A 20,893-nucleotide genomic window follows, 5' to 3' on the forward strand; every position below is an offset into this window, starting at 1 on the left:
AAAAGGTCTGCACAAAAGGATGACGGTAATGGAACAGAGCGCAAAGTCTGTTGGATCTGATACACAAGATGGCAACGAGTCCCATATTGGCCTCTCTGCTCCGGTAGCAGAAGACGACTCAAACCACAGTCGAAAAGAAACCCGAGAAATTGTTACTCCCTATGCATTTCAGGTTGCACCTGAATTGTTGGGGACGCCGTTGGCAACGCCCATGCGAAGGGCCATGGCCCAGTTACTCGATGTTTCTTTTATCTATTTTATCTCATCAGCCAACGCAATGATTTTTGCACTCGTAGCGGCAATCACCTTCATTAAAGCCGGTAATAATATGGCGAAAAAGTCTACTCGCAGTGGCGTTACGCAAGGGCTGCGCGTTTGTGGAGTAACCATTTTAGCGTGGTTGCTATTTACTATTATGGACGACGACATACCAGATGCACCTGATAGCCAGACAGGCCAAAATGCGTCAGCCGTAGCTGAACCCTTACTGGTAGGGGGAACGGCGTTGATGTGGCAGCAATGCGATAGTGATATGGCGTGTTTGACATCTGTGGCAACAGAGTTCGGCGAAAATCAGGCGGATATTGGCGGAACAGTGACTCGCATTGAAGAAGTGTTTGATTCGTTAACCGATAACGGTCAACTAGATGACGCGCAAGTCAGTGCGCTAAATACAGCCATGCATGATGCATTCTACGCACAGCAAGACAAAATTAAAGCTGAGATGGAGGCTGGGGAAAATGAGGCGTCGTCATCGGTTGGCGAAATCCAAGCGAGTTTACCCGCAGAAAGTGACCACAAAGATAGTTTTTTAGAATCTCTGCGACAAGTTATTCACGATAGTAAAAGTCTCTTATCTGAGTTGGGGTGGGGGTTAGGTTGGGCTGCCCTGTATTACAGTATTTTTCCTGCGAGTTTTAAGGGTTATACCCCAGGAAAATGGCTCACAGGAATACGGGTTTTGCGGTTGGACGGCAGGTCACCTTCCTTATGGGAAAGCTTTGGTCGATATGGCGGCTATACTGCGGGTTTCGCTACGGGTCTGTTGGGTTTCTTTCAGGTCTTCTGGGATCCAAACCGTCAGGCGATACAAGATAAAATAGCTGAAACGCTGGTTGTCCGACAAAGGGGTCCTAAAATGTCCGCTAGCAAATTAAGCAAAGTAAAGGGGACAGAAGGAGAGGGTATTTGAATCACCATATATATCATGTGCTCAAAGATTGGTTTAAAAGAAAAGATGAATCCAATTGGGTGCTGGTAACAATAGTCAGTACCCAGGGTTCTTCTTATCGAAAAGCGGGTGCCATGATGCTGTTTAATGAGGATGGTGAACAATTAGGTGTTGTTTCTGGTGGTTGCCTGGAAAGTGACCTACTGCATCAGGCACGAAAAAGCTGGGCAACGAGCAGAGCTAAACTTGTCACATACGACATGCAGGAAGAAGGAGATATAGCCTGGCGCCTCGGTATTGGTTGTGGCGGCGAAGTAACCTTGTTACTACAACCGATTACCGTTGATTCGGCGTATTTGCAGTTGCCAGCGTTGTTGTCTGCTCTGACGGCGAGGAAAAGTGTAGGCTATTGCCAGCCAAAGGAACCAGGGGACCCCTATGGGTTTGTTACTCATGCCCCTACTGAAGATTCATCTGTGTATTGTCACTGGTTAAGTCCTCCGCCTTGCCTGGCAATTTTAGGGGGCGGTATTGATGCCTTGCCCCTGTGCGATTTGGCGGCGAGGCTCGGTTGGCAAGTGTATGTTAATGATCCACGGGCACGGTTTGCCCGCAAATCTGATTTTTCTTCAGCACATTTTGCTACTCAATATCCCCCGGCAATATTGAAACAAGAACCCTGGTTTGCCGAGTGTCAGGCCATTGTGGTTATGCATCACCAGGTTGGTTTAGATGCTCAAGCGCTGGCCACCATTGCTTCCGCTAAGTTTGAAGAACTGCGCTACCTGGCTCTTTTGGGCCCTGTTCATCGAGCGGACCGGGTGTTAAGTGAGGCAGGGTTGTGCGATAGGGATTTTTCTGTTGCTTTGAGTGCTCCTGCCGGATTAGCCCTCGGTGGTGATTTACCCGAGTCCATTGCGCTATCCATTCTCAGTGAGGCTCATGCCGCAATCTATCAAAAATCTGCCACCTCGTTGAAGGGTAAGTCGTGTCAGGCCAGTTAGCCATAGTTCTACTCGCAGCGGGAGAAAGTCGAAGGTACGGTAGCAATAAGTTACTCAGCCTCCATCCTTCTGGCAGCCATCTACTAAATTATGTTGTTGAACAATATCAGGCGTTAAGCCCGTTGCTCCTGACTGTCGTTACGGGGAAATACCATACTTCCATTGTCACAGCATTAGCTGATAAAGAAGTAGAGATAGTTCATAATGAAAATTGGCAACAGGGCATGGGATGCAGTATAGCTTGCGGCGTAAATGAAATATTTGCATCTAAGCAATTTGATAAAATTGGTCATGTAATGTTGGCTGTATCTGATACACCTGAAATAACAACCGTATCTTTGCAAACGTTGTGTGAAGCAAAGACGCGATTTCCCGAGATGCGGATTGCCAGCCGATGCAACGGGGTACTTATGGCGCCGGCTATTTTCCCCAGGGCAGATTTTCCTTTACTGAGCGCCATAACCGGAAAAGGAGGAGCGTCTCAGATTTTGCGAAACGCTCCACAACAATGCATTGCAGTAAATCATCCACAAGCCGCCCTGGATATTGACTATACAGAAGATTGGAAACGTTACACCGTACCTTGAGAATGTTCGTCTAGTCCCAATATTCAATTAATGAATACAAGATTAACCAGAGACAGCTTGCTTCAATCACTCACTTTGCCGGTGTGCTTTGTGGTGGCTTTGTGGGTTATTCAGTCAGCTGGCGTGTTGTTTGATTTGCCTTTGGGTATGCTGGGTATCAAACCACTCACCATTGAAGGGGTACTGGGGGTGTTTACAGCGCCTTTGGTTCACGGCTCTTATGAACATTTGTTTCACAATACTCTGCCGCTGATCGTGTTGGGTAGCGCACTTTATTACGGCTATCCCACTACCCGTTTGAAAGCGCTAATTTTCGCATGGCTTTTTTCAGGCGTTGGGGTATGGCTCATGGGAAGACCTGCCGTTCACCTCGGTGCCAGTGGAGTGAGTCATGGCTTGTTTTTTTATTTGTTTGTTGTTGCGATCATGCGAAGGGATGCCCGCTCAGTAGGACTCATGATGATCGCATTCTTTTTATACGGTGGTATGGTCATGACCATATTCCCCAGGGACCCTGCTATTTCCTACGAAGCTCATTTCTTTGGTGCCCTGGGAGGTGCAATTGCGGCGCTACTTTTCGGTAGCCAAGACCCAAAACCGACACCCAGGCATTACGACTGGGAAAACATTGACAATGAAGACCCTGTTATTGGCGATCAGTGGCGCAATGACATAATCGAATCTTCACAGAAAGAAAACGGGAGTGGCTCCCCCCGTTCCACCTATCACTAAGAAGCAAGTTGAACTCTTGAGTGTCGCTTTTGGATATAGATAACCCGCGCACCTAGCATTACTGCAGCACTGCTTAGCCCAACGATAAAGCCTATCCAAAACCCTGCTGCAGACAAGGGCGCTTCTGTAACCCAGTTTGTTCGTCCGAGAATGACTCCGGTGGGTAAACCAATTAGCCAATATGCAATAAAGGTAATGACTAACATGGCTGTAGTGTCTTTATAGCCACGTAATGCGTTAGCAGAAAGTACTTGTATGGAATCAGAAAATTGAAACAGTGCGGCATAAATAAGCAAAGAATTAGCCAGCGCAAACACAGCTGCGTCTTTGGTGTACAGAGAAATAATGGCGCTTTTAGCGAGCACTGTAAAAGTGGCAGTCAGTGAGGCAACAATAATACCTATGGTAATACCGCTTTTTACTACAGTTTGTGCATGTGCAGGGTTGTGCTGACCAATGCGATAACCCACACGAATGGATAATGCCATTCCCAGGCTCAGCGGAAACATGAACATAATGGCGCTAAAATTCAGCGCAACCTGGTGTGCAGCAACCGTGTTAGCGCCAAAAGGTGCAAGGAGCAGAGCAACCACTGCAAATAACGTTACTTCGAAAAGCAGCGTCATTGCAACAGGAAAACCGAGTCGAAGTGTGCGCCATATCTGAACGACATCCGGTTTATGAAGTCGGGCGAACAGAGCATACTTTTGTAATCTCTTTGCTTTATTTACATACATAAAGGAAGCAATAAGCATAGTGTAAATAACCAAAGTGGTAGCAATTCCACAGCCCGCACCGCCAAATGCCGGTATAGGTCCTAAACCATAAATAAATATGTAATTGCCTAACACATTAAACAGCAGGCCAATGAGGGTTATGATCATAGTGGGCTTAGTTGTGCCCAAGCCTTCACAATAATTTCTCAACCACTGATAAAGCGCAAACCCGGGCATTGAAAGCAGTACGAAACGAACGTAATCCACTGTAATTACATATAAACTGGTTTCCATGGGAAATAAGGCAACCAGGTCGGGCGCAAACGGCCACAGGAACGTTATTAGCACACTTACGGATATGAGAAGATAACCGGCTTGTTGGGCTGCACAGGCAACGCTTTGAACATCACCTTTACCGTGAAGGCGTGACAGGATAGGAGGCATAGCAAGTGCTAAACCCTGTATAAAGCACTGAAGAGGCACGATAATGCTGAATCCCAACGCCACTGCAGCCATATCCACCGCACTATAGTGCCCTGCCATAATGGTGTCGATTACGCCCATTAGCATTTGAGTGACTTGTGCGATCAGTAAAGGCCAGGCAAGTGATAATAGTCGCCGGCTTTCTAAAATAAATCTGGGAGAAAACAACACACTCATAGAGCATTCCACTTGTCATTTAACCGCATAGGTTGCACCTGAACGGGTTCTCCCGCTTTTACTTCACTCACTTCAGCCGGCAAAACCAGGTAACAGTTGGCGTTAGTAACACTGGTCATAACGCCAGAGCTTTGTTTAGACAGCGGGCAAACACACCATTGCAATTTTTCGTCCTGGTACATGTTGGCTCGCAGAAATTCTTGTCGTCCTTTTCGGCGTTTTATGTCGCGTTGCAATGTAGCGGTGAGTGATAAGGTTTTGGCTTTGTGCTGATAAGCAACGCCACTCAGTTGATGAATGACAGGCAACACCAATTGTTGTGCGGTGACGAATGCAGACACCGGATTTCCCGGAAGACCACAAAAAACCGCCGATCCCAACTTACCAAAAGCAAAAGGTTTTCCGGGTTTAATGGCAACTTTCCAAAAGTCAATTTCTCCAAGTTGTGCAACTAATTCTTTAACAAAGTCGGCATCTCCCACAGAAACGCCACCGCTGCTAATGATCACATCTTGTTCATTGGATGCTTTTGTGAGAATGTCAGATAAAACCGCTTTATCATCTTGAACAATGCCATAATCGGTAATAGTTACAGGCAGCTGCGCTAGAAGAGCCCGGGTGCCTATTCGGTTAGATTCATAGATCTGCCCTGAGGAAAGTGACTCACCAGGCTCAACCAGTTCATCCCCGGTCGCTAAGATGCCGACATTAAGTGGGCGGATAACAGCAATATGGCTTATCCCCATAGAGTGAAGTAAAACGAGATGACTCGGGGTAAGCATCGTGCCTTTTGATATAACGGTTGTGCCCATCTCAATATCAGCACCAGTTCGCCTGATGTTTTCCCCTGCTATAGCTGGCTTTTGAATCGTAACGGTTGAGACATCTGTGACAGTGTTTTCCTGCATAACAACACAATCAGCACCCGGAGGAATGAGTGCGCCTGTCATTATTCTGGTAGCAGTGCCTTTCTCCTGATTTTGCTCTGACCGTGGCATGCCCGCAAATTGTTCTGCGACTACGTTAAGAGGTATCTCTGACTGGGTATCACTGGCATAGACGGCATAGCCGTCCATAGCTGAATTGTCTGCAGGGGGTACGTTAACTGGTGAAATGAAATCCTCGGCCAGAACGCAACCCAGGGCCGTAGCGACAGGGAGGGAAACTGTGTCGCGAACGGGAGAGATAGCAGACAGGGCAAGTGTCAGAGCGTCGTCAAGAGACAACCATGGAGAAGGTGTTTGGGCCATACCGCGTTTACTCTAGCTTAAAAAGGCGATTATGGCGCATTGATGGCACAAAACCAACTCGCTCTTATTCAAAATCCATATTGCTAATCCAAACGGTTTGATACGGTTTTAATTGTAGAAAACCGCCGACATCAGTAAGTTCATCACGGGTGATGAGATCCAGCCAGGCGTCTGTTCCGATGAGATTGATGCTCGAAAGTAAAATGGCCTGTTCTTTGTCGGTAATATTACTTATACAAAATACACTCTGTTTTCTATCGAGGCTTTGCCGCCAATAGCCAAACATCTCGTCACCGAGTTGCAAAGTGAATTGCGTTGCGTTGGGGTGAAATGCGGGCTGCGCTTTTCGTATACGAATCAACTGAGATATTCGCGTTAACACTTTGTGATGTTGTGAGTACGGGGAGTCTAACAATGCTTCGAGTTCTTCAAAATCCCAGCGGCGACGATTAATTGAACGATTCTGGCCGGTGTTAGCCACCTTTTCATAATCGTTACTGGTGCCGAGTAAACTGTGAATATAGAGCCCTGGAATCCCTTCCATTCCCAGCATAATTGCATGAGCACAAATGAAGCGGTCGACTTGCCAGCGATCCGGGCCACCCACTGTACCCTGAAGGGCATCGAAAAGTGTGATATTAATTTCGTATGGCTTTTGTTGCCCATGAGCTGAAGCTCGCCAGGAAACCTTTCCGCCAAAGTTCTGCATGGTATGGACCAGTGTTGATATTTCTTCGTCGTTCAGAAGGCCTTCTGCAGGTCGCAGCCCAATGCCATCGTGAGATGCGATAAAGTTAAAGTAGGTTGTTCCATTTTGCGCCGGTGGCATACTCATCATCCAGTTTTTCAGATAAGTACAATTCCCCGTTACCAGTGTATTAACCAGTAAAGGCGGCAAAGAAAAGTTATAAATGGCGTGGGCTTCGTTGGCATTACCAAAATAGGTAAGATTTTCCCGATTGGGAATGTTGGTTTCAGTAATTATGATCACACTCGGGTCAGCGTGCTCGATAAGAGTTCGAAGCAATCTGATTACTTCGTGGGTCTGAAACAAGTTGATGCAAGGCGTGCCGATGATTTTCCACAAAAAAGCCACAGCATCTAACCGGAACAGCTTAGCCCCTTTATCGAGGTACAATTTAATAATGTCGACAAATGCCTCAAGTACTTTCGGGTTTCTAAAGTCGAAGTCCACCTGATCATGGCTAAAAGTACACCATACATGCTGAGTGCCAGTTGCGGTTTCTGTTTCCCTTAGCAAAGGAGAAACTCTGGGTCGAGTGACCATGGAAAGATCTTCTGCCGGGTCGGCAGTGAAGAAAAAATCTCGACCAGGATCTTCGCCCTTCTGAAAGTTCTGAAACCAGGCACTTCTCGCTGAACAATGGTTGATTACAAGGTCAAACATAAGTCCGTAGTCTTTTGCCAGACGCTCAATATCTGTCCAATCGCCCAGGGATTCATTTACACTGGAGTAATCGATAACTGAGAAACCATCGTCCGAGCTGTACGGAAAAAAGGGCAGCATATGCACTTTATTTATGGTGTTTTTACAATAGGTATGTAAAAAGCGATTGAGGGTGAACAGTGGCTTTTCTCCTTCGCTTATTACACTGTCACCGTAGGTGATCATGATTATATCATTTTCATCCCATTGGTTAGCATGTGGCGATGGCGTGGTGATATCTGCATCACTGTTTAAACCCATGATGGTCAGTAACTGTGTCGCGAGGTCGCCTATGCCGATATCGAGTTGGATATCAGCATAGATGGCTTGCAGATGATGACTTACTTTTTCGTGTAAGAGATCCCAGTTTGTACTCATTCTTTACCCTAGTAGTTCTGCTGTGTCTGCTTCAACTGCTTCTAGCAGTCGATCGAGAATATCCGGAACGGCGCTTGTCACTCTGTTCCAGCTTGGTATAAACGGCGTTTCCATTGGGTTTTCCAGGAAATTCGTACCGGCTTTCATGATGTTACTGGCAAAAAGTTCTACCGCTTTTTCCTCGTTGTGTATGTCTAACGTGAGTCCGTTCATAACCGCATCGTTGTGATAAGTTTCAACAAAATCTAATGCAATGCGATAGTAGGTGGCTTTAATTGAACGAAACATTTCATTACTGAATGTGAAGCCTTGGGTCGCCAGTTTGCGAAACAGGGCTTTGGTGATGTCGATAGACATCTTGGATAAGCCACCCTGATCGTTATTAAAGGAAAGATCCTGATGTTTGTGATCATAAATATCAGCAATATCTGCCTGACATAATCTGTTGTGGTTATAATTGCGGTGCATTTCAGACAAAACACCGACTTCGAGGCCCCAGTCGCTTGGAATGCGGATATCATTAAGTACATCGCGACGGAAAGAAAACTCGCCTGCCAGCGGGTATCTAAAGCTGTCCATAAACTCAAGGTACTCGTGATCACCTAACGTGCGTTTTAGCGCCCGTAACAACGGTGTGACTAAGAGTCTTGATACTCGTCCGTTGATCTTTCCGTTAGCAACACGGGCGTAATACCCTTTACAGAATTCATAATTAAACTGTGGGTGTGCTACAGGGTAGATTAGTCGAGCAAGTAGGTCCCGTTGGTAAGTGACGATATCACAATCGTGCAGTGCTACAGATTCAGCGCGGTTAGACGCGAGAATATACCCCATGCAGTACCATACGTTTCGGCCTTTACCCAGTTCTTTTGGAGCCAGGTTCAGCGCCGATAGTTCATCGTCGAGGGCTTTAAGCCGTGGCCCGTCATTCCAGAGCACACGGTGATGTTGAGGAAGCTTACTGAAAAAAGACAATGCCGATTTGTACTGTGATTTGTCGGCCCGATCGAGGCCAATAACGATCTCGGATAAATAAGGTACGCGGGTGAGTTCTTCAACGATATGTGGCAGTGCTTCACCTTCAAGCTCTGAGTAGAGTGAGGGCAGGATTAATGCCATAGGACGTTTTTGAGAAAATCGCAGCAGCTCTGCTTCGAGTTCTTCTGTAGGACGTCTAGATAAGTTGTGTAAGGTTGTAATTACACCGTTTTGATAAAAATCAGCCATAAATTCTCCATGTCCTATTTAAAAAGTAATTGGGTCAGTACTTCCGCCCAACCTTCAGGGCCGTGGCGGGTGCTGGTATATACGTTTTCTTGTTTTTCTAATTCGGGTGGCGCGTGAGTAGGCGAAGCTATTCGCACCGCGTAATCCGCTGCCTCGAGCATTGCGATATCGTTTTTACCATCGCCTAAAGCAATACTGGTGACTGAGGTGTCATGTTGTCGACACCATTCTTCGACGAACCACTTCAATGCAGCGCCTTTGTTGCAATCACCGGAAATGTGAATGAATCGGCCACCTTCCAAAGGATAAGCGCCGCGGTCTTTGACAGATTTGAGGAAAGCTTGTTTTCTTTCTTCTGTTCCTGTCCAGAGTACGGGTTCACCGAATTGCCGTTGGGCTGCACGGCTGGCTTCAGCCTCAGTTAAACCTGTTGCCTCACAAATATCATCTACCGACATTTCACTGAAATGGGTGAACTCATCTGTAAAATCGGGTTTAACTTTCTCCAATAATTTTAGCCAGTACTGCTTTGCAGAAGTAAAAGATTTACACCAGAATCCATCTTGCCATACCGTACCCGCTGGCTTTTTTTCAAAGAAGCCATGAGGGATGTAAGCAGCTGCTCCATTTTCCACGATAAAAGGGCCTGACAGGGCAATTTTTTCACGCAGTTCAAGCAGTTCAACAAAAGTTTTGCTGGTGGTCGGAATCACTGGGATAATGTTTTTTTTAAGGCTCGCAAGAGTAGGCAATGCAGCTTCAAAACTATAGGTATGGTGATCTAAAAGTGTTCCGTCCATATCGGTGAAAATGATAATTTGCTGCTCTATCATTACTTGGTCCTGATTACGTTAAAAATATTTCTGTGCTCGTCCAACTCAAAAACACGCTGACAGCGTTCCGGCAAGGTTCTAAACCCGTGCTCTGTTAAGCGCTGATAGTGCTGGATAAAGCGAAGGATTTGTTGGTCTGTCATTATGCCACTGCCATTGTGACCGTTTTTAGTGGCTAGCTTGTGTTCTTGTTCGCACCGCCATTGGTACACCCGTTCAAATGAAGGCCCTTTAAGCATGAACCAGTAATCCATTTCGTCAAATAACTTCTGATATTCCGTGGCCAATTGCGAATTTACAAACTGTCGCCAGACGCCGTCCCGATCTTCTTCTGCTTCTAATTTGTTGACTGGTTTAATAAGAGCTTCGCTATCCTGGGGCGTTACACCCCAGCACCAGCCCTCAACCAAGACAATATCAGGTGCTTCTTTAACGACTGGCCATTCCTCTGGGGCAAAGGGGTTGTCTGTGGATTTATTAAAACGTGGCAGGGCAACGGTTTGCCCCTCCTGCAGAGCGTGAAAGGTATTTGCTGCCAAAACCGTGTTATGAGTGCCGGGCACGCCACGTGTGGCAAGTAATGGGTGTACAGTGTTGGCTAAATGTCGCCTCTCTTCTTTTGAAAGATAAAAGTCATCAAGGGAAACCGTGACAGCGGTTAGGCCACATTGAGAAAAATAATGCACGAGAAAAGCACAAACTGTGGACTTACCGGAACCTTGGCAGCCGTTCACTCCCACAAAATACGGTTGCTCAGCACCTTTTTGGTGCAGTGCAATTTCCTCTGCCAGTGGGATGAACCATTGTTGTGCAATTTGTTGATAACTGTCAGGCAATTGCTGTTCAGTCAAAAAGCCTTTGATATCCATGATACTACCCGTTTGACGTGCTAAATTGCACATTTACTCTTGTATAGTATCTACAACAATTATGCCAACAAAGGTCAATTTATTACGTAAAAAAATTACCGCTTAGTTGCAACAATGACTGCTCGTTGTGGTGCAGGGTAGCCTTCAATGGTTTTTGTATTATCTTGTGGATCAAGAAAATCAGACAGTGATTGTGATGTCATCCAAGGGGTTGAACGTTGTTCTTCGGGTGTTGTTATACTGATATCCGCAAGCCTGATATCGGTAAATCCCAACCGAGCCAACCATAGCTTCAATGCATCAACACTTGGCAAAAACCATACGTTTCGCATTTGTGCGTACCTTTCACCAGCCATAAGAACCGTGTGTTCATCGCCATCTACAACAAGGGTTTCCAGGACGAGCTCACCCCCTTTACGCAACTGGTCTTTTAACTGAGTTAAAAACAACAAAGGATCTTTGCGATGATAGAGCACCCCCATAGAAAAGACCGTATCGAAGGCGTTTAGGGCAGGCATATGCTCAATACCCAAAGGCAAAAAATGGATGGCATCAGATGCAATGAAGTGCTTGATAGCCTGGAATTGAATTAAAAATAACTGGGAGGGATCGATGCCATACACACTGTGTGCGTTTTCACCTAACATACGCCACATGTGATAGCCGCTGCCACATCCCACATCTAATACTTGTCTATTCGCCAGAGGTGAAATGTGGGGTAACACCCGTTCCCATTTCCAGTCTGAACGCCATTCTGTGTCTAAGTGAATACCGTGAATGTGAAATGGGCCTTTGCGCCAGGGTGTGAATTGTTTCAGCAAACCTTCAATTTGTTTGCGTTGATAGTCTGATATATCGCCCTCGTGCCCTATGCGTACCAGGTTTTTAATATCGATTTCTGATGGCGTTGTCGCGGGGAGCTTAGCAACTAACTTACACCACTTGTCAAACTCACCATGGAGATCGTTTTTCGCCCATTCAGCGAGTTGTGCAGGCAGGGTTTCCACCCAGTGTGCGATTGGCCCCTGAAGCAGGCGTTGATAACTGGCGTTAAACCAGGTCTGAGCAAGTGTATTCATGTTCTACTCTTGATTTTTCTTAGGCTTTATCGCGATTATGGATGCAAAGTTGTAACACTTGAACCACATGACAATATCGCTGAAACCCGCTTTCTGCAGGCGTGATTCGTGGGTAGCAAATGTATCGGTTAGCATTACGTTTTCAAGCGCTGCCCGCTTTTGACTGACTTCTAATTCGCTGTAGCCATTATTGCGTTTAAATTGATGATGTAATTCGATCAATAACTGGTTACCTTGCTCACTGGGATGCTGTATTTTTTCCGAAAGTAAAAGAATGCCGCCGGGGTTGAGCCCGTCATAGATTTTTTTCACCATCGTGAGACGGTCGCTGGGAGATAAAAACTGCAAAGTGAAATTCATTACCACCATGGATGCGTGGGTAATGTCAGAGTCGAGTATAGACTCACAGCGCAGTGATACCGGGTTAGGTAAGTTAAAGCTATTTACTTTGCGCTCACAGCGTTCGATCATGGCTTGTGAATTATCAATGCCTATGATGTCACAATTTACATGCTCGGTATTTCTTGCCATTGCCAGACTAGCAGCGCCAAGAGAGCAACCCAAATCATATGCTTGTGAGTCTGAAGTAATATACGTTTTGGCTAGCTCACCAATGGTGTGCAGTATGGTTTGATACCCTGGAACGGAGCGTTGAATCATGTCTGGAAAGACATCGGCGACCCGTTCATCAAATTGAAAATCACTGACCTGGCCCATGGGTGAAGCGAATAAATTGTCAGGCTTTTGCACAAAAATCACCAATGCGTTAGATAAAAGGGCGGCAATTTTACTCAATAGTGCATGTTTTTACACACTTAAAGGAAAAATTTTGCAATAATGTCGAGGCAATAGCTGTTTATCTTTTTAACATTAGTCTAAAGTATTATATTACGGATTAAAACTATATCAATCGGGCGAGCAAGCACAGTATGACGCGTATTTTAGTAGCAGATGATCATCCTTTATTCAGAGAAGCCTTGAGTGCTGCACTGGAACCTCATTTTAAGGATGCAGAAATAATTGAAGCTGACAGTCTTGAATCGACACTGGTAGTGTTAAATGAAAATCATCAGATTGATTTACTTCTACTCGATTTAAACATGCCAGGTGGTGAATACTTTAACGGGTTGATATCAGTTAAAGACGTGTATCCGGATTTACCGGTAGCGGTTATTTCTGCAAATGAGAGTATTGAGGTTGTCGCTCAGGTTATGGGGCTTGGAGCGCAAGGCTTTATCCCGAAATCAGCGCCTACCGCACAAATCGCTCAAGCTATCGTCACAATTAAGGGTGGTGATACGTGGGTACCTGAAGCGATGAAGCCGGAGCTGGAAAACGTCGATGAAGAAATGGCGCAATTACTCAAGCGGTTCCGGGAGCTAACACCTAAACAAATACAGGTGCTGTCATTTCTGCGTGCAGGCTTAATGAACAAGCAGATTGCCCACGAAATGAATGTAACCGAAGCGACTATTAAAGCGCATATCAGTGCTATTCTCCGGAAGTTAGAAATTAACACCCGTACTCAAGCGGTGTTACTCATGGATAAACTCCAGTTCAATTAACCACCACTGTTTGTTTGCCATCAAACCGGTAAATAAACTAAACCGACAAATTAAAAAAAGCCACTTTTATAAAGTGGCTTTTTTATTATAGCTTATAGGCCTTTTCGCTATGTTTTGCCGCAATGGTCTACACGCTCTTAGTGTAACTTTACAATAGTCACTGATTAACTCGATTGAATTTTTGCCACCAGTTCTTCGTGGTCAAAGTCATCCACATTAATAGTACGAAGTCGTCCTGCTTCTGTCTCTTTAAGTAGCGCAGCTTCTTCTTCATCTATCCAGCCTTGTTCTAAAGCTTCGTCAGCAAGCTTATCTAATTGTGTAAAAGACAATTTGGCCTTTTTCTTCCCGCAGATACGGTCGAAAATGGGTTCGGCGGCTATGACGTTGTCAAGGGTTTGCTCTAAATCACCAAATAAACTGCCTTCTTCTCTGGTTAGGTACTGTCCTTCGCCTAAACGGGAGCGCGCAGTCCCAGGGGTTTGCAAAATTGTGGCTATTTTATGTTCGAGTTTATCGTCAGGACGATTACAACGACGACCGAACGGCATCACTAATACTTTTAGTGCAAATCCCATGGCTTTATTAGGAAAGTTAGATAAGAAGGTATCCAGCGCCTCCTCTATATCGTACAAGGTGTTTTGCATTGCCCAGTGCATAAAAGGAGCATCTTCCTGCAAACGACCATCTTCGTCAAAGCGCTTTAATGTGGCGCTAGCAAGATACAACCCACTTAAGATATCTCCCAGTCTCGCAGACAACCTTTCCTTACGCTTAAGTTCACCGCCTAGCATCCCCATGGAAATATCAGTTAAAAAAGCCAGGTTTGCACTGTAGCCCTGCAGTAGCTGATAGTAACGACGGGTATCGTCGTTAAATGGCGTAGTGTGGAAAATACCACCGGTGAGGGAGAACCAGAAAGAGCGCACTTTATTCGCAATGGCAAAGCCAATGTGTCCAAATACGGCTTTATCGAATGCATCAAGTTGCGCATGCTTATCTTCCAGCGCCGCGGCCTGAATTTCAGACAGCACATACGGATGACAGCGCATTGCACCCTGGCCAAATATCATCATGTTTCGGGTAAGAATATTCGCGCCTTCAACGGTGATAGAAATAGGTGCACCCTGGTAACTACGCCCCAGGTAGTTATTAGGCCCAAGCATGATGCCTTTTCCACCATGTACATCCATGGCGTCGTTAATCACCTGGCGCATTTTTTCTGTCAGGTGATATTTACTAATGGCTGATATAACGGATGGTTTTTCTCCTAAGTCTACACCTACTGTAGAAAAGCGGGTAACCGCATCCATGACATAAGCATTCCCCCCAATTCTGGCAAGCATCTCTTCCACACCTTCCATTTTACCTACCGGCAAACGGAATTGACGTCGGATACGGGCATATGCGCCTGTTGCCAACGCAGCGGTTTTTGCACCACCAGCACCGGTGGAAGGTAGGGTAATACAACGGCCTACAGACAGACATTCCATCAGCATACGCCAACCTTTACCTGCCATTTGTTGTCCGCCAATTATAAAATCCAGCGGTACGAACACATTTTCACCACGAATAGGACCATTTTGGAACGGCGTGTTAAGGGGCAGATGACGTCGACCTATTTCCATACCCTTGGTATCCCGGGGAATGAGGGCACAGGTGATACCCAACTGCTTTATATCGCCAATCAAACCGTCCGGGTCTTCCAATTTAAACGCCAGACCTACAACTGTCGCAACGGGGGCCAGTGTGATGTAACGTTTGTTGAAAGTAAGGCGCATACCCAGCACCTCTTTGCCTTCCCATTCACCCTTACACACTATACCAATATCTGGAATTGCACCGGCATCTGAACCGGCCTCTGGCCCTGTGAGGGCGAAACATGGCACTTCATCGCCTTTCGCCAGGCGAGGCAAGTAGTAATCTTGTTGTTCAGGGGTACCGTAATGTTGCAATAATTCGCCCGGGCCAAGAGAATTGGGCACGCCAACTGTACTGGATAGCACTGCCGAACAACCGGCTAGTTTTTGTAGCACGCGAGACTGGGCATAGGCAGAAAATTCCAGCCCGCCATATTTCTTTTTAATGATCATGGCGAAAAACTTGTTGTCTTTCAAAAATTGCCATACGTGTGGAGGTAAATCCGCATCCTGATGGTTAATTTGCCATTCATCAACCATGGCACAAGCACGGTCTACAGGCCCATCCAGAAAAGCTTGTTCCTCAGCGGTTAATCTGCCTTTCGGTATAGAGTGCAAGGTGTTCCAGTCTGGTTTTCCAGAAAATAGTTCACCGTCCCACCACACAGTACCAGCATCAATAGCCTCCTGTTCTGTGGTGGACATTTCAGGACTCACTTTTTTATAAAACTTAAGGATTGGTTTCGTGAGGTACGTCTTACGTACATTTTCCATTGAAAGGGGAACAGCAACTACCAAGAACAGTAACCAGGCAATAAAGCCAACTTCACCAAATAACGTGCCTAACACCATAACCGCAGCCAGTAGCCACACGGTATTCGATAAATTCATTCTTTTGTAGGCAGCAATACAACCTGCTACTACAAAAATGAGAAAACAGAGTAATTCACCCATACTTCGCTCCTGATCAGTATGAAAATATAAAACGAATGGCACTGCCTTTTGAGGTCAGACCAGCATGATGCTAAAGCTAAATGCTTGTTAACAAAAGGTCAAGAAAGGAAGCGTAGAAAATAGAAAATAATGGCTATCGCTGGGCATACCGGCGACAGCACATTACAGTTGCTGATACGATGAAAGGCGGATGTCGCCTTGTTCTTCACCGTCTTTAAATTGCTGTAGCCTGACTAAATTGTAATTAAGTGCAGGGGCAAACCAGGCGAACGTTTCCCGGCTGCTATTATGGCGGATCAGTTTTACCTTAATTGTGTCCAGCTTTCCGTAGGGTAGGGATAAGGTTGTGTTTTCCAAAACTTCTATGCCGTAGGTTTTTTTCTCACCCCGGTAATTTATAAAGTCGTAAGAAATGTCCTTGGCGCCTGACGCTAGTTGTTTTGCCAGATCTAACCGATATAGTTGATTATCTGTCTCGCCTTGCCAGGGCAACGACTCATTATCACTGATCTTGATGTGTTTATTAGGCTGGGAAGCAAACCTGACCTCCAGACTTTTGTCTGGCCCTGTTCCTTCTCGTTTATAGAAATATTGATAGGGCGTGAAGCTACCGTTCTCGTAAAAGAAAATAGAGTGCTCATAGCGTTCATCGGACAAGAAAAATTTTGATACTTTTGACGCGTAAGTAAGAGAATATTGATCTTTCGCCAGGGGAGTCAGTTTGATTGTGACTGAACCGACGTCATCATTCCATTTGAAAGCCGTGTAGTTGGCCTCAAAAGGAGTGAGCACATAGTTACTACCGGCAATAGCAGGGCCGCTTGCGAGAAGCAAGCCCAGAATTGCAATAATCACTCGCCATTGACGTTTAATCGTAGGCATAACCTTGTGCTGGAAGCGTTTTTTCATCAAGTACAGCCTTATTGTCTTTCATGGTGAGACGACCGGCGACAAACCACTGCAATACCAGCGGATAGATTTGTCGTTCCTGCTCCTGCACCCTCGCTGCAAGCTCATCCGGCGTATCCTCAGGGAACACAGGTACGCGACTTTGTATGATGACGGGGCCACCATCCAGTTCGGGCGTAACAAAGTGTACACTGACACCGTGCTCTTTATCACCGTTTTCTATCGCGCGTTGATGGGTGTTTAACCCTTTGTACTTAGGCAGCAAAGACGGGTGAATGTTCAATAATTTTCCAGCATAGTGATGAACGAAGTCAGCGGTCAAAATGCGCATAAAGCCTGCCAGCACGACGCAATCTGGCGTGTAAGAATCGATGGTTTCTTTTAACACCATGTCGTATTCTTCGCGGCTTTCAAAGTTTTTGTGCTCAACACAAACAGCTGGGATACCGGCTTGTTCTGCCCGGGCCAACCCATACGCATTAGCTTTGTTGGCGATGACAGCAACAATATCCGCGTGTAGACGGCCCGACTGAACGCTGTCAATCATGGCCTGTAAGTTCGATCCATTGCCTGAAATTAGAACGCAAAGACGGGGCTTGCTTTGACTCATTTAAACAATCTCTACCTGTTCACCTTCGCCACGGGCTGCCACATGCCCCAATACCCAGGCTTTTTCACCTTCTTGTTGCAGAATGGAAAGCGCTTGCTCAACATTGTCTTCATCAACGACAAGTATCATGCCTACACCGCAATTAAAGGTGCGGTACATTTCGTGGGTTTCTACGTTACCGTTTTCCTGTAACCAGTTAAACACAGATGGCCATTGCCAGCTGTCTTCGTTAACAACCACTTTTGCATCATCAGGAAGGACACGAGGGATATTTTCCCAGAAACCACCGCCAGTAATATGAGAGATAGCTTCAACCTTTACCGATTCCAGCAATGCAAGGACAGATTTTACATAGATCTTTGTGGGCGCCAGGAGGTGGTCAATTAACGGTTTGCCGTCTAAATCACCATTGAGATTAGCGTCACTGACTTCTATGATTTTACGGATCAAAGAATAGCCATTAGAGTGAGGCCCGGACGCACCAAGGGCAATAATTTTCTGTCCGGGCTTTACGCCACTGCCATCAATGACACTGTCAGCTTCAACTACGCCAACACAAAAGCCGGCGATATCGTAATCACCATCGTGATACATACCTGGCATTTCGGCCGTTTCACCGCCAATAAGCGCGCAGCCAGCTTGTTCGCAGCCGGCGCCTATGCCGGTAACCACATCTGCAGCAACATTTACATCCAGTTTACCAGTGGCGTAATAATCGAGGAAAAACAGGGGCTCGGCTCCCTGAACAATAAGATCGTTAACACACATGGCAACAAGATCAATACCAACGGTGTCGTGGCGACCCGCATCCATTGCAACACGCAATTTTGTTCCTACACCATCCGTTCCAGAAACCAGCAGAGGTTTCTTATACTTTGTCGGCAACTCACACAGCGCACCAAAACCACCCAGACCACCTTTGACTTCCGGACGATGTGTCCTTTTTGTGACTGTTTTAATACGTTCAACTAATTGGTTGCCGGCATCAATATCAACACCTGCATCTTTATAACTTAACGATGTTTTGTTTTCGCTCACGATCTGGCCCTGAAGGAGTGGTAGAAAAACGCGGATTCTACCAGTAACTTGGGGTAAGTCCAACGTGCTTTGCGTTGTTTTGGCGCACATATCGCTTAAGGGAAAAAGTTTTTATTTAAATCTAGATGCAAAATGTTGTCAGATAACAGACAATAGCCACTCTGCTGCAACTCGCTTTTTATGAAGAGGTAATAGCTGTTTTTCATGTATTTTTTATCTAAAAGCCATGTAGGTATAGTGACGCTATTGATTACACTGTTTGCGTTTATGTCATCAGTGCAGGCTAGTACTGCGGTGTCGGTAGGACAGGGCGTCGTTGCTGTTGAGGATCAGTCTCAAAACACCCAGCGTAATGCTGCAAAAGCGGCAATGCGGCAAGTCTTTATTAAAATGACCGGGCAGCGTGATATTGTCGACAACGCAGTGGTGAGTCACGTTATTCGTAACCCTCAGCAATACTTGCGCTCATATAGATTTGAAGTCATTGAAAGTGGTCTACTTTATATAGCGGATTTCGACGTGCAGGCACTGACCAATTTATTGAAACAGGAAAGCTTACCACTATGGGGCCAAAGGCGACCTGATAGTTTGATTTGGCTCGCAATCGAAAGTGAAAATGGAGTGCGATCGATTATCGATGACAGCGCAAATAATGCAATTAAAAATTCGATTAAAGCCATTGCTACTGAAAGAGGTGTTCCGGTTAGCTTTCCTCTGATGGATTTAGACGACAATACGAATATTTCTACCTATGATGTGTGGGGGCGTTTTGCAGAGCGACTTAACACCGCGTCTGTTCGTTATGGCGCAGACTTTGTCGTTGGTGCCAGGTTATACAAAGTAAAAGCCAATTCCATACCTGATTTTGCTCAGGAAGAGCAGGCGCAGGAACAAGCGTCCAGAATAAAGTTTCAGAGTAATCGACCTGCGTTTTCAGCCAGTGGTATGGATGAGCTCAGTGAATATTTGGTTGACGATCTTGTGGAAGAGGTCAGTAAACCCGCATTTTCAAGAGAAGAATTCGAATCCATGAAAAGCCGGGCTGCTGTTGGCGACTATGCCATAGACTGGGTCATTATTGCCAAAGGCGATGTGCAGTTTGGCAGTTTGTATAACGCAGATAGAGAAGTGTTAATACATAATTTTGTACAAGATTACAGTGATTATCTTGGGCGGGAGTTTGCTATCATTCCTACTGGGGAAAACCTCGCTTTAAACGTTATTGAAATTTCAGTGGCCAATATTGACTCTCTCGTTAATTACGCTCACATGACGACTTATTTGTCAGAGATGAGTGTTGTCAATCATGTGTCGCTAGTCAAACAGGAAGGATCGGTGGCAACGCTCTCCTTATCCTTACTGGCAGAGACTACTGACTTCTACAACCTGATCACCCTTGACGAACGGTTTAAACCGCTAACAGATAAATTCGGTCAGGCTACTCAGGAACTTAATTTTTACTGGAATAATTAAAGCCCTCATGCAACTACCATTGCCCGTGTCTTTACCCACAGATGAAACTTTTGCTAGTTTCGTTTCAGGAGACAATGAGGCTGTGGTAAGTTTGATGTCTGCACTGGCGAATGCAGGGATGCAATGGCGCTCTTCATTAGCGTTGAGTGTGCTAGAGAAAAGCACCTTGCCTGGCGTCATGTTAGTCGGTGGTAAAGGAAAGGGTAAAAGCCATCTGTTGTATGCGTTCTGTCATCAGCTAGCTGATAATTCAATTGCGCATCTTTACCTTAATCTGGAAAATTCGTCTCAATGGACTACGGCGGTATTCGATCATCTTGAGGGGTTGCCCTACCTGTGTTTAGACAATGTTCACGCCATTGCAGGTGATGCTAAGTGGGAAGAGGCCTTGTTTGACTTTATCAATCGCGTTGTGGAACGGCAATCTACCGTGCTATTGATGACCTCACGGTTAGGCGTAACCCATCCTTCATTTCAATTGGCTGATTTACGTTCGCGACTATCGTGGGGGCTTACCTATCAACTGCAACCTCTAAGCGATGAGCTCCGAGCTGAGGTGTTAGCAAATCGGGCGAGTGAACGGGGGCTTAAATTCTCCCCCCAGGCAATCCAGTTTTTACTTCATCACTGTGAGCGTGATCTCCCAACGCTGCTTGGAATTCTGGAGCGTCTTGATACCCGCTCTCTACAAGAGCAGAAAAAAGTATCTGTAAGTATGGTAAAGCGGGAACTTAAGCTCGACTGAGCCTGT

19 protein-coding genes are annotated in these 20,893 nt (G+C 45.8%); 7 read left to right on the top strand and 12 right to left on the bottom strand.

Going from position 1 to position 20,893, the window contains the following annotated elements:
• Positions 1–28 precede the first annotated feature (28 nt).
• Genes ACXACM_RS12780 through ACXACM_RS12795 form a run of 4 tightly spaced genes read left to right on the top strand, consistent with a single transcriptional unit; the run spans position 29 to position 3,494 of the window.
• The gene (locus ACXACM_RS12780) at positions 29–1,192 is read left to right on the top strand and encodes an RDD family protein (protein WP_474822170.1); all 1,164 of its coding nucleotides are present in this window, start codon (positions 29–31) and stop codon (positions 1,190–1,192) included.
• Positions 1,189–2,175, top strand: coding sequence for an XdhC family protein (locus ACXACM_RS12785; RefSeq protein WP_474822171.1), 987 nt, complete (start codon positions 1,189–1,191; stop codon positions 2,173–2,175). Before ACXACM_RS12780 ends, ACXACM_RS12785 begins: the two co-directional genes overlap by 4 nt.
• The gene (locus tag ACXACM_RS12790; RefSeq protein WP_474822173.1) at positions 2,160–2,762 is read left to right on the top strand and encodes a nucleotidyltransferase family protein; all 603 of its coding nucleotides are present in this window, start codon (positions 2,160–2,162) and stop codon (positions 2,760–2,762) included. The genes ACXACM_RS12785 and ACXACM_RS12790 overlap by 16 nt, the downstream gene beginning before the upstream one ends.
• 30 nt (positions 2,763–2,792) lie before the next feature.
• Positions 2,793–3,494: a rhomboid family intramembrane serine protease gene (locus tag ACXACM_RS12795; RefSeq protein ID WP_474822174.1), complete on the top strand. Its 702-nt coding sequence runs from the start codon at positions 2,793–2,795 to the stop codon at positions 3,492–3,494.
• Here ACXACM_RS12795 and ACXACM_RS12800 read toward each other — a convergent pair.
• The 8 genes from ACXACM_RS12800 to cmoA all read right to left on the bottom strand — a co-directional run bounded on the left by ACXACM_RS12800 (position 3,491) and on the right by cmoA (position 12,703).
• Entirely contained in the window at positions 3,491–4,861 is a 1,371-nt protein-coding gene (locus ACXACM_RS12800; RefSeq protein WP_474824338.1) for an MATE family efflux transporter, read from the bottom strand. The genes ACXACM_RS12795 and ACXACM_RS12800 overlap by 4 nt on opposite strands.
• A gap of 5 nt (positions 4,862–4,866) precedes the next feature.
• Positions 4,867–6,120: a molybdopterin molybdotransferase MoeA gene (gene moeA / locus ACXACM_RS12805; protein ID WP_474822175.1), complete on the bottom strand. Its 1,254-nt coding sequence runs from the start codon at positions 6,118–6,120 to the stop codon at positions 4,867–4,869.
• Between the two features lie 64 nt (positions 6,121–6,184).
• Positions 6,185–7,945, bottom strand: a complete 1,761-nt coding sequence (locus tag ACXACM_RS12810) for a sugar phosphorylase (RefSeq protein WP_474822176.1) — start codon at positions 7,943–7,945, stop codon at positions 6,185–6,187.
• A gap of 3 nt (positions 7,946–7,948) precedes the next feature.
• A complete protein-coding gene (locus ACXACM_RS12815) occupies positions 7,949–9,172 on the bottom strand; it encodes a glycosyltransferase family protein (RefSeq protein WP_474822178.1) in 1,224 nt (407 codons plus the stop codon).
• Positions 9,173–9,186: 14 nt separating this feature from the next.
• Positions 9,187–10,005 (bottom strand): HAD-IIB family hydrolase, encoded by an 819-nt coding sequence (locus tag ACXACM_RS12820; protein ID WP_474822180.1) that lies wholly within the window; start codon positions 10,003–10,005, stop codon positions 9,187–9,189.
• On the bottom strand, positions 10,005–10,874 hold the full coding sequence (locus ACXACM_RS12825) for a kinase (protein ID WP_474824340.1): 870 nt from the start codon (positions 10,872–10,874) through the stop codon (positions 10,005–10,007). The genes ACXACM_RS12820 and ACXACM_RS12825 overlap by 1 nt, the downstream gene beginning before the upstream one ends.
• 95 nt (positions 10,875–10,969) lie before the next feature.
• The gene (cmoB, locus tag ACXACM_RS12830; protein WP_474822181.1) at positions 10,970–11,953 is read right to left on the bottom strand and encodes a tRNA 5-methoxyuridine(34)/uridine 5-oxyacetic acid(34) synthase CmoB; all 984 of its coding nucleotides are present in this window, start codon (positions 11,951–11,953) and stop codon (positions 10,970–10,972) included.
• A 3-nt stretch (positions 11,954–11,956) separates the two neighbouring features.
• Positions 11,957–12,703, bottom strand: a complete 747-nt coding sequence (gene cmoA / locus ACXACM_RS12835; RefSeq protein WP_474822183.1) for a carboxy-S-adenosyl-L-methionine synthase CmoA — start codon at positions 12,701–12,703, stop codon at positions 11,957–11,959.
• A 179-nt stretch (positions 12,704–12,882) separates the two neighbouring features.
• Here cmoA and ACXACM_RS12840 point away from each other — a divergent pair, with 179 nt between their 5' ends.
• Entirely contained in the window at positions 12,883–13,518 is a 636-nt protein-coding gene (locus ACXACM_RS12840; RefSeq protein ID WP_474822185.1) for a response regulator transcription factor, read from the top strand.
• A gap of 164 nt (positions 13,519–13,682) precedes the next feature.
• On the opposite strand, the gene fadE is transcribed toward ACXACM_RS12840, so the two are convergent.
• The 4 genes from fadE to purM form a co-directional block, all read right to left on the bottom strand.
• Positions 13,683–16,112: an acyl-CoA dehydrogenase FadE gene (fadE, locus tag ACXACM_RS12845; RefSeq protein ID WP_474822187.1), complete on the bottom strand. Its 2,430-nt coding sequence runs from the start codon at positions 16,110–16,112 to the stop codon at positions 13,683–13,685.
• A 162-nt stretch (positions 16,113–16,274) separates the two neighbouring features.
• The gene (locus ACXACM_RS12850; RefSeq protein ID WP_474822189.1) at positions 16,275–17,021 is read right to left on the bottom strand and encodes a DUF3108 domain-containing protein; all 747 of its coding nucleotides are present in this window, start codon (positions 17,019–17,021) and stop codon (positions 16,275–16,277) included.
• Positions 16,981–17,631 carry a phosphoribosylglycinamide formyltransferase gene (gene purN / locus ACXACM_RS12855; RefSeq protein WP_474822190.1) on the bottom strand — a complete coding sequence of 217 codons (651 nt, stop codon included), beginning with the start codon at positions 17,629–17,631 and terminating at the stop codon, positions 16,981–16,983. The genes ACXACM_RS12850 and purN overlap by 41 nt, the downstream gene beginning before the upstream one ends.
• Positions 17,632–18,669, bottom strand: a complete 1,038-nt coding sequence (purM, locus tag ACXACM_RS12860; RefSeq protein ID WP_474822192.1) for a phosphoribosylformylglycinamidine cyclo-ligase — start codon at positions 18,667–18,669, stop codon at positions 17,632–17,634. It lies immediately after the preceding gene.
• Positions 18,670–18,873: 204 nt separating this feature from the next.
• Here purM and ACXACM_RS12865 point away from each other — a divergent pair, with 204 nt between their 5' ends.
• On the top strand, positions 18,874–20,142 hold the full coding sequence (locus tag ACXACM_RS12865; protein WP_474822193.1) for a DUF2066 domain-containing protein: 1,269 nt from the start codon (positions 18,874–18,876) through the stop codon (positions 20,140–20,142).
• 7 nt (positions 20,143–20,149) lie between these two features.
• The gene (gene hda, locus ACXACM_RS12870; RefSeq protein ID WP_474822195.1) at positions 20,150–20,887 is read left to right on the top strand and encodes a DnaA regulatory inactivator Hda; all 738 of its coding nucleotides are present in this window, start codon (positions 20,150–20,152) and stop codon (positions 20,885–20,887) included.
• The last annotated feature ends 6 nt before the right edge of the window (positions 20,888–20,893 follow it).

The organism is Alteromonas sp. AWQ4_252, assembly GCF_056158205.1.

Bases quoted from the DNA above. Each gene is read 5' to 3' on its own strand.
- hda (WP_474822195.1), top strand. From the start codon at position 20,150: ATGCAACTACCATTGCCCGTGTCTTTACCCACAGATGAAACTTTTGCT.
- ACXACM_RS12780 (WP_474822170.1), top strand. From the start codon at position 29: ATGGAACAGAGCGCAAAGTCTGTTGGATCTGATACACAAGATGGCAAC.
- ACXACM_RS12815 (WP_474822178.1), bottom strand. From the start codon at position 9,172: ATGGCTGATTTTTATCAAAACGGTGTAATTACAACCTTACACAACTTA.
- ACXACM_RS12820 (WP_474822180.1), bottom strand. From the start codon at position 10,005: ATGATAGAGCAGCAAATTATCATTTTCACCGATATGGACGGAACACTT.
- ACXACM_RS12795 (WP_474822174.1), top strand. From the start codon at position 2,793: ATGAATACAAGATTAACCAGAGACAGCTTGCTTCAATCACTCACTTTG.
- ACXACM_RS12840 (WP_474822185.1), top strand. From the start codon at position 12,883: ATGACGCGTATTTTAGTAGCAGATGATCATCCTTTATTCAGAGAAGCC.
- ACXACM_RS12810 (WP_474822176.1), bottom strand. From the start codon at position 7,945: ATGAGTACAAACTGGGATCTCTTACACGAAAAAGTAAGTCATCATCTG.
- ACXACM_RS12825 (WP_474824340.1), bottom strand. From the start codon at position 10,874: ATGGATATCAAAGGCTTTTTGACTGAACAGCAATTGCCTGACAGTTAT.
- fadE (WP_474822187.1), bottom strand. From the start codon at position 16,112: ATGGGTGAATTACTCTGTTTTCTCATTTTTGTAGTAGCAGGTTGTATT.
- ACXACM_RS12850 (WP_474822189.1), bottom strand. From the start codon at position 17,021: ATGAAAAAACGCTTCCAGCACAAGGTTATGCCTACGATTAAACGTCAA.
- moeA (WP_474822175.1), bottom strand. From the start codon at position 6,120: ATGGCCCAAACACCTTCTCCATGGTTGTCTCTTGACGACGCTCTGACA.
- ACXACM_RS12865 (WP_474822193.1), top strand. From the start codon at position 18,874: ATGTATTTTTTATCTAAAAGCCATGTAGGTATAGTGACGCTATTGATT.
- cmoB (WP_474822181.1), bottom strand. From the start codon at position 11,953: ATGAATACACTTGCTCAGACCTGGTTTAACGCCAGTTATCAACGCCTG.
- purN (WP_474822190.1), bottom strand. From the start codon at position 17,631: ATGAGTCAAAGCAAGCCCCGTCTTTGCGTTCTAATTTCAGGCAATGGA.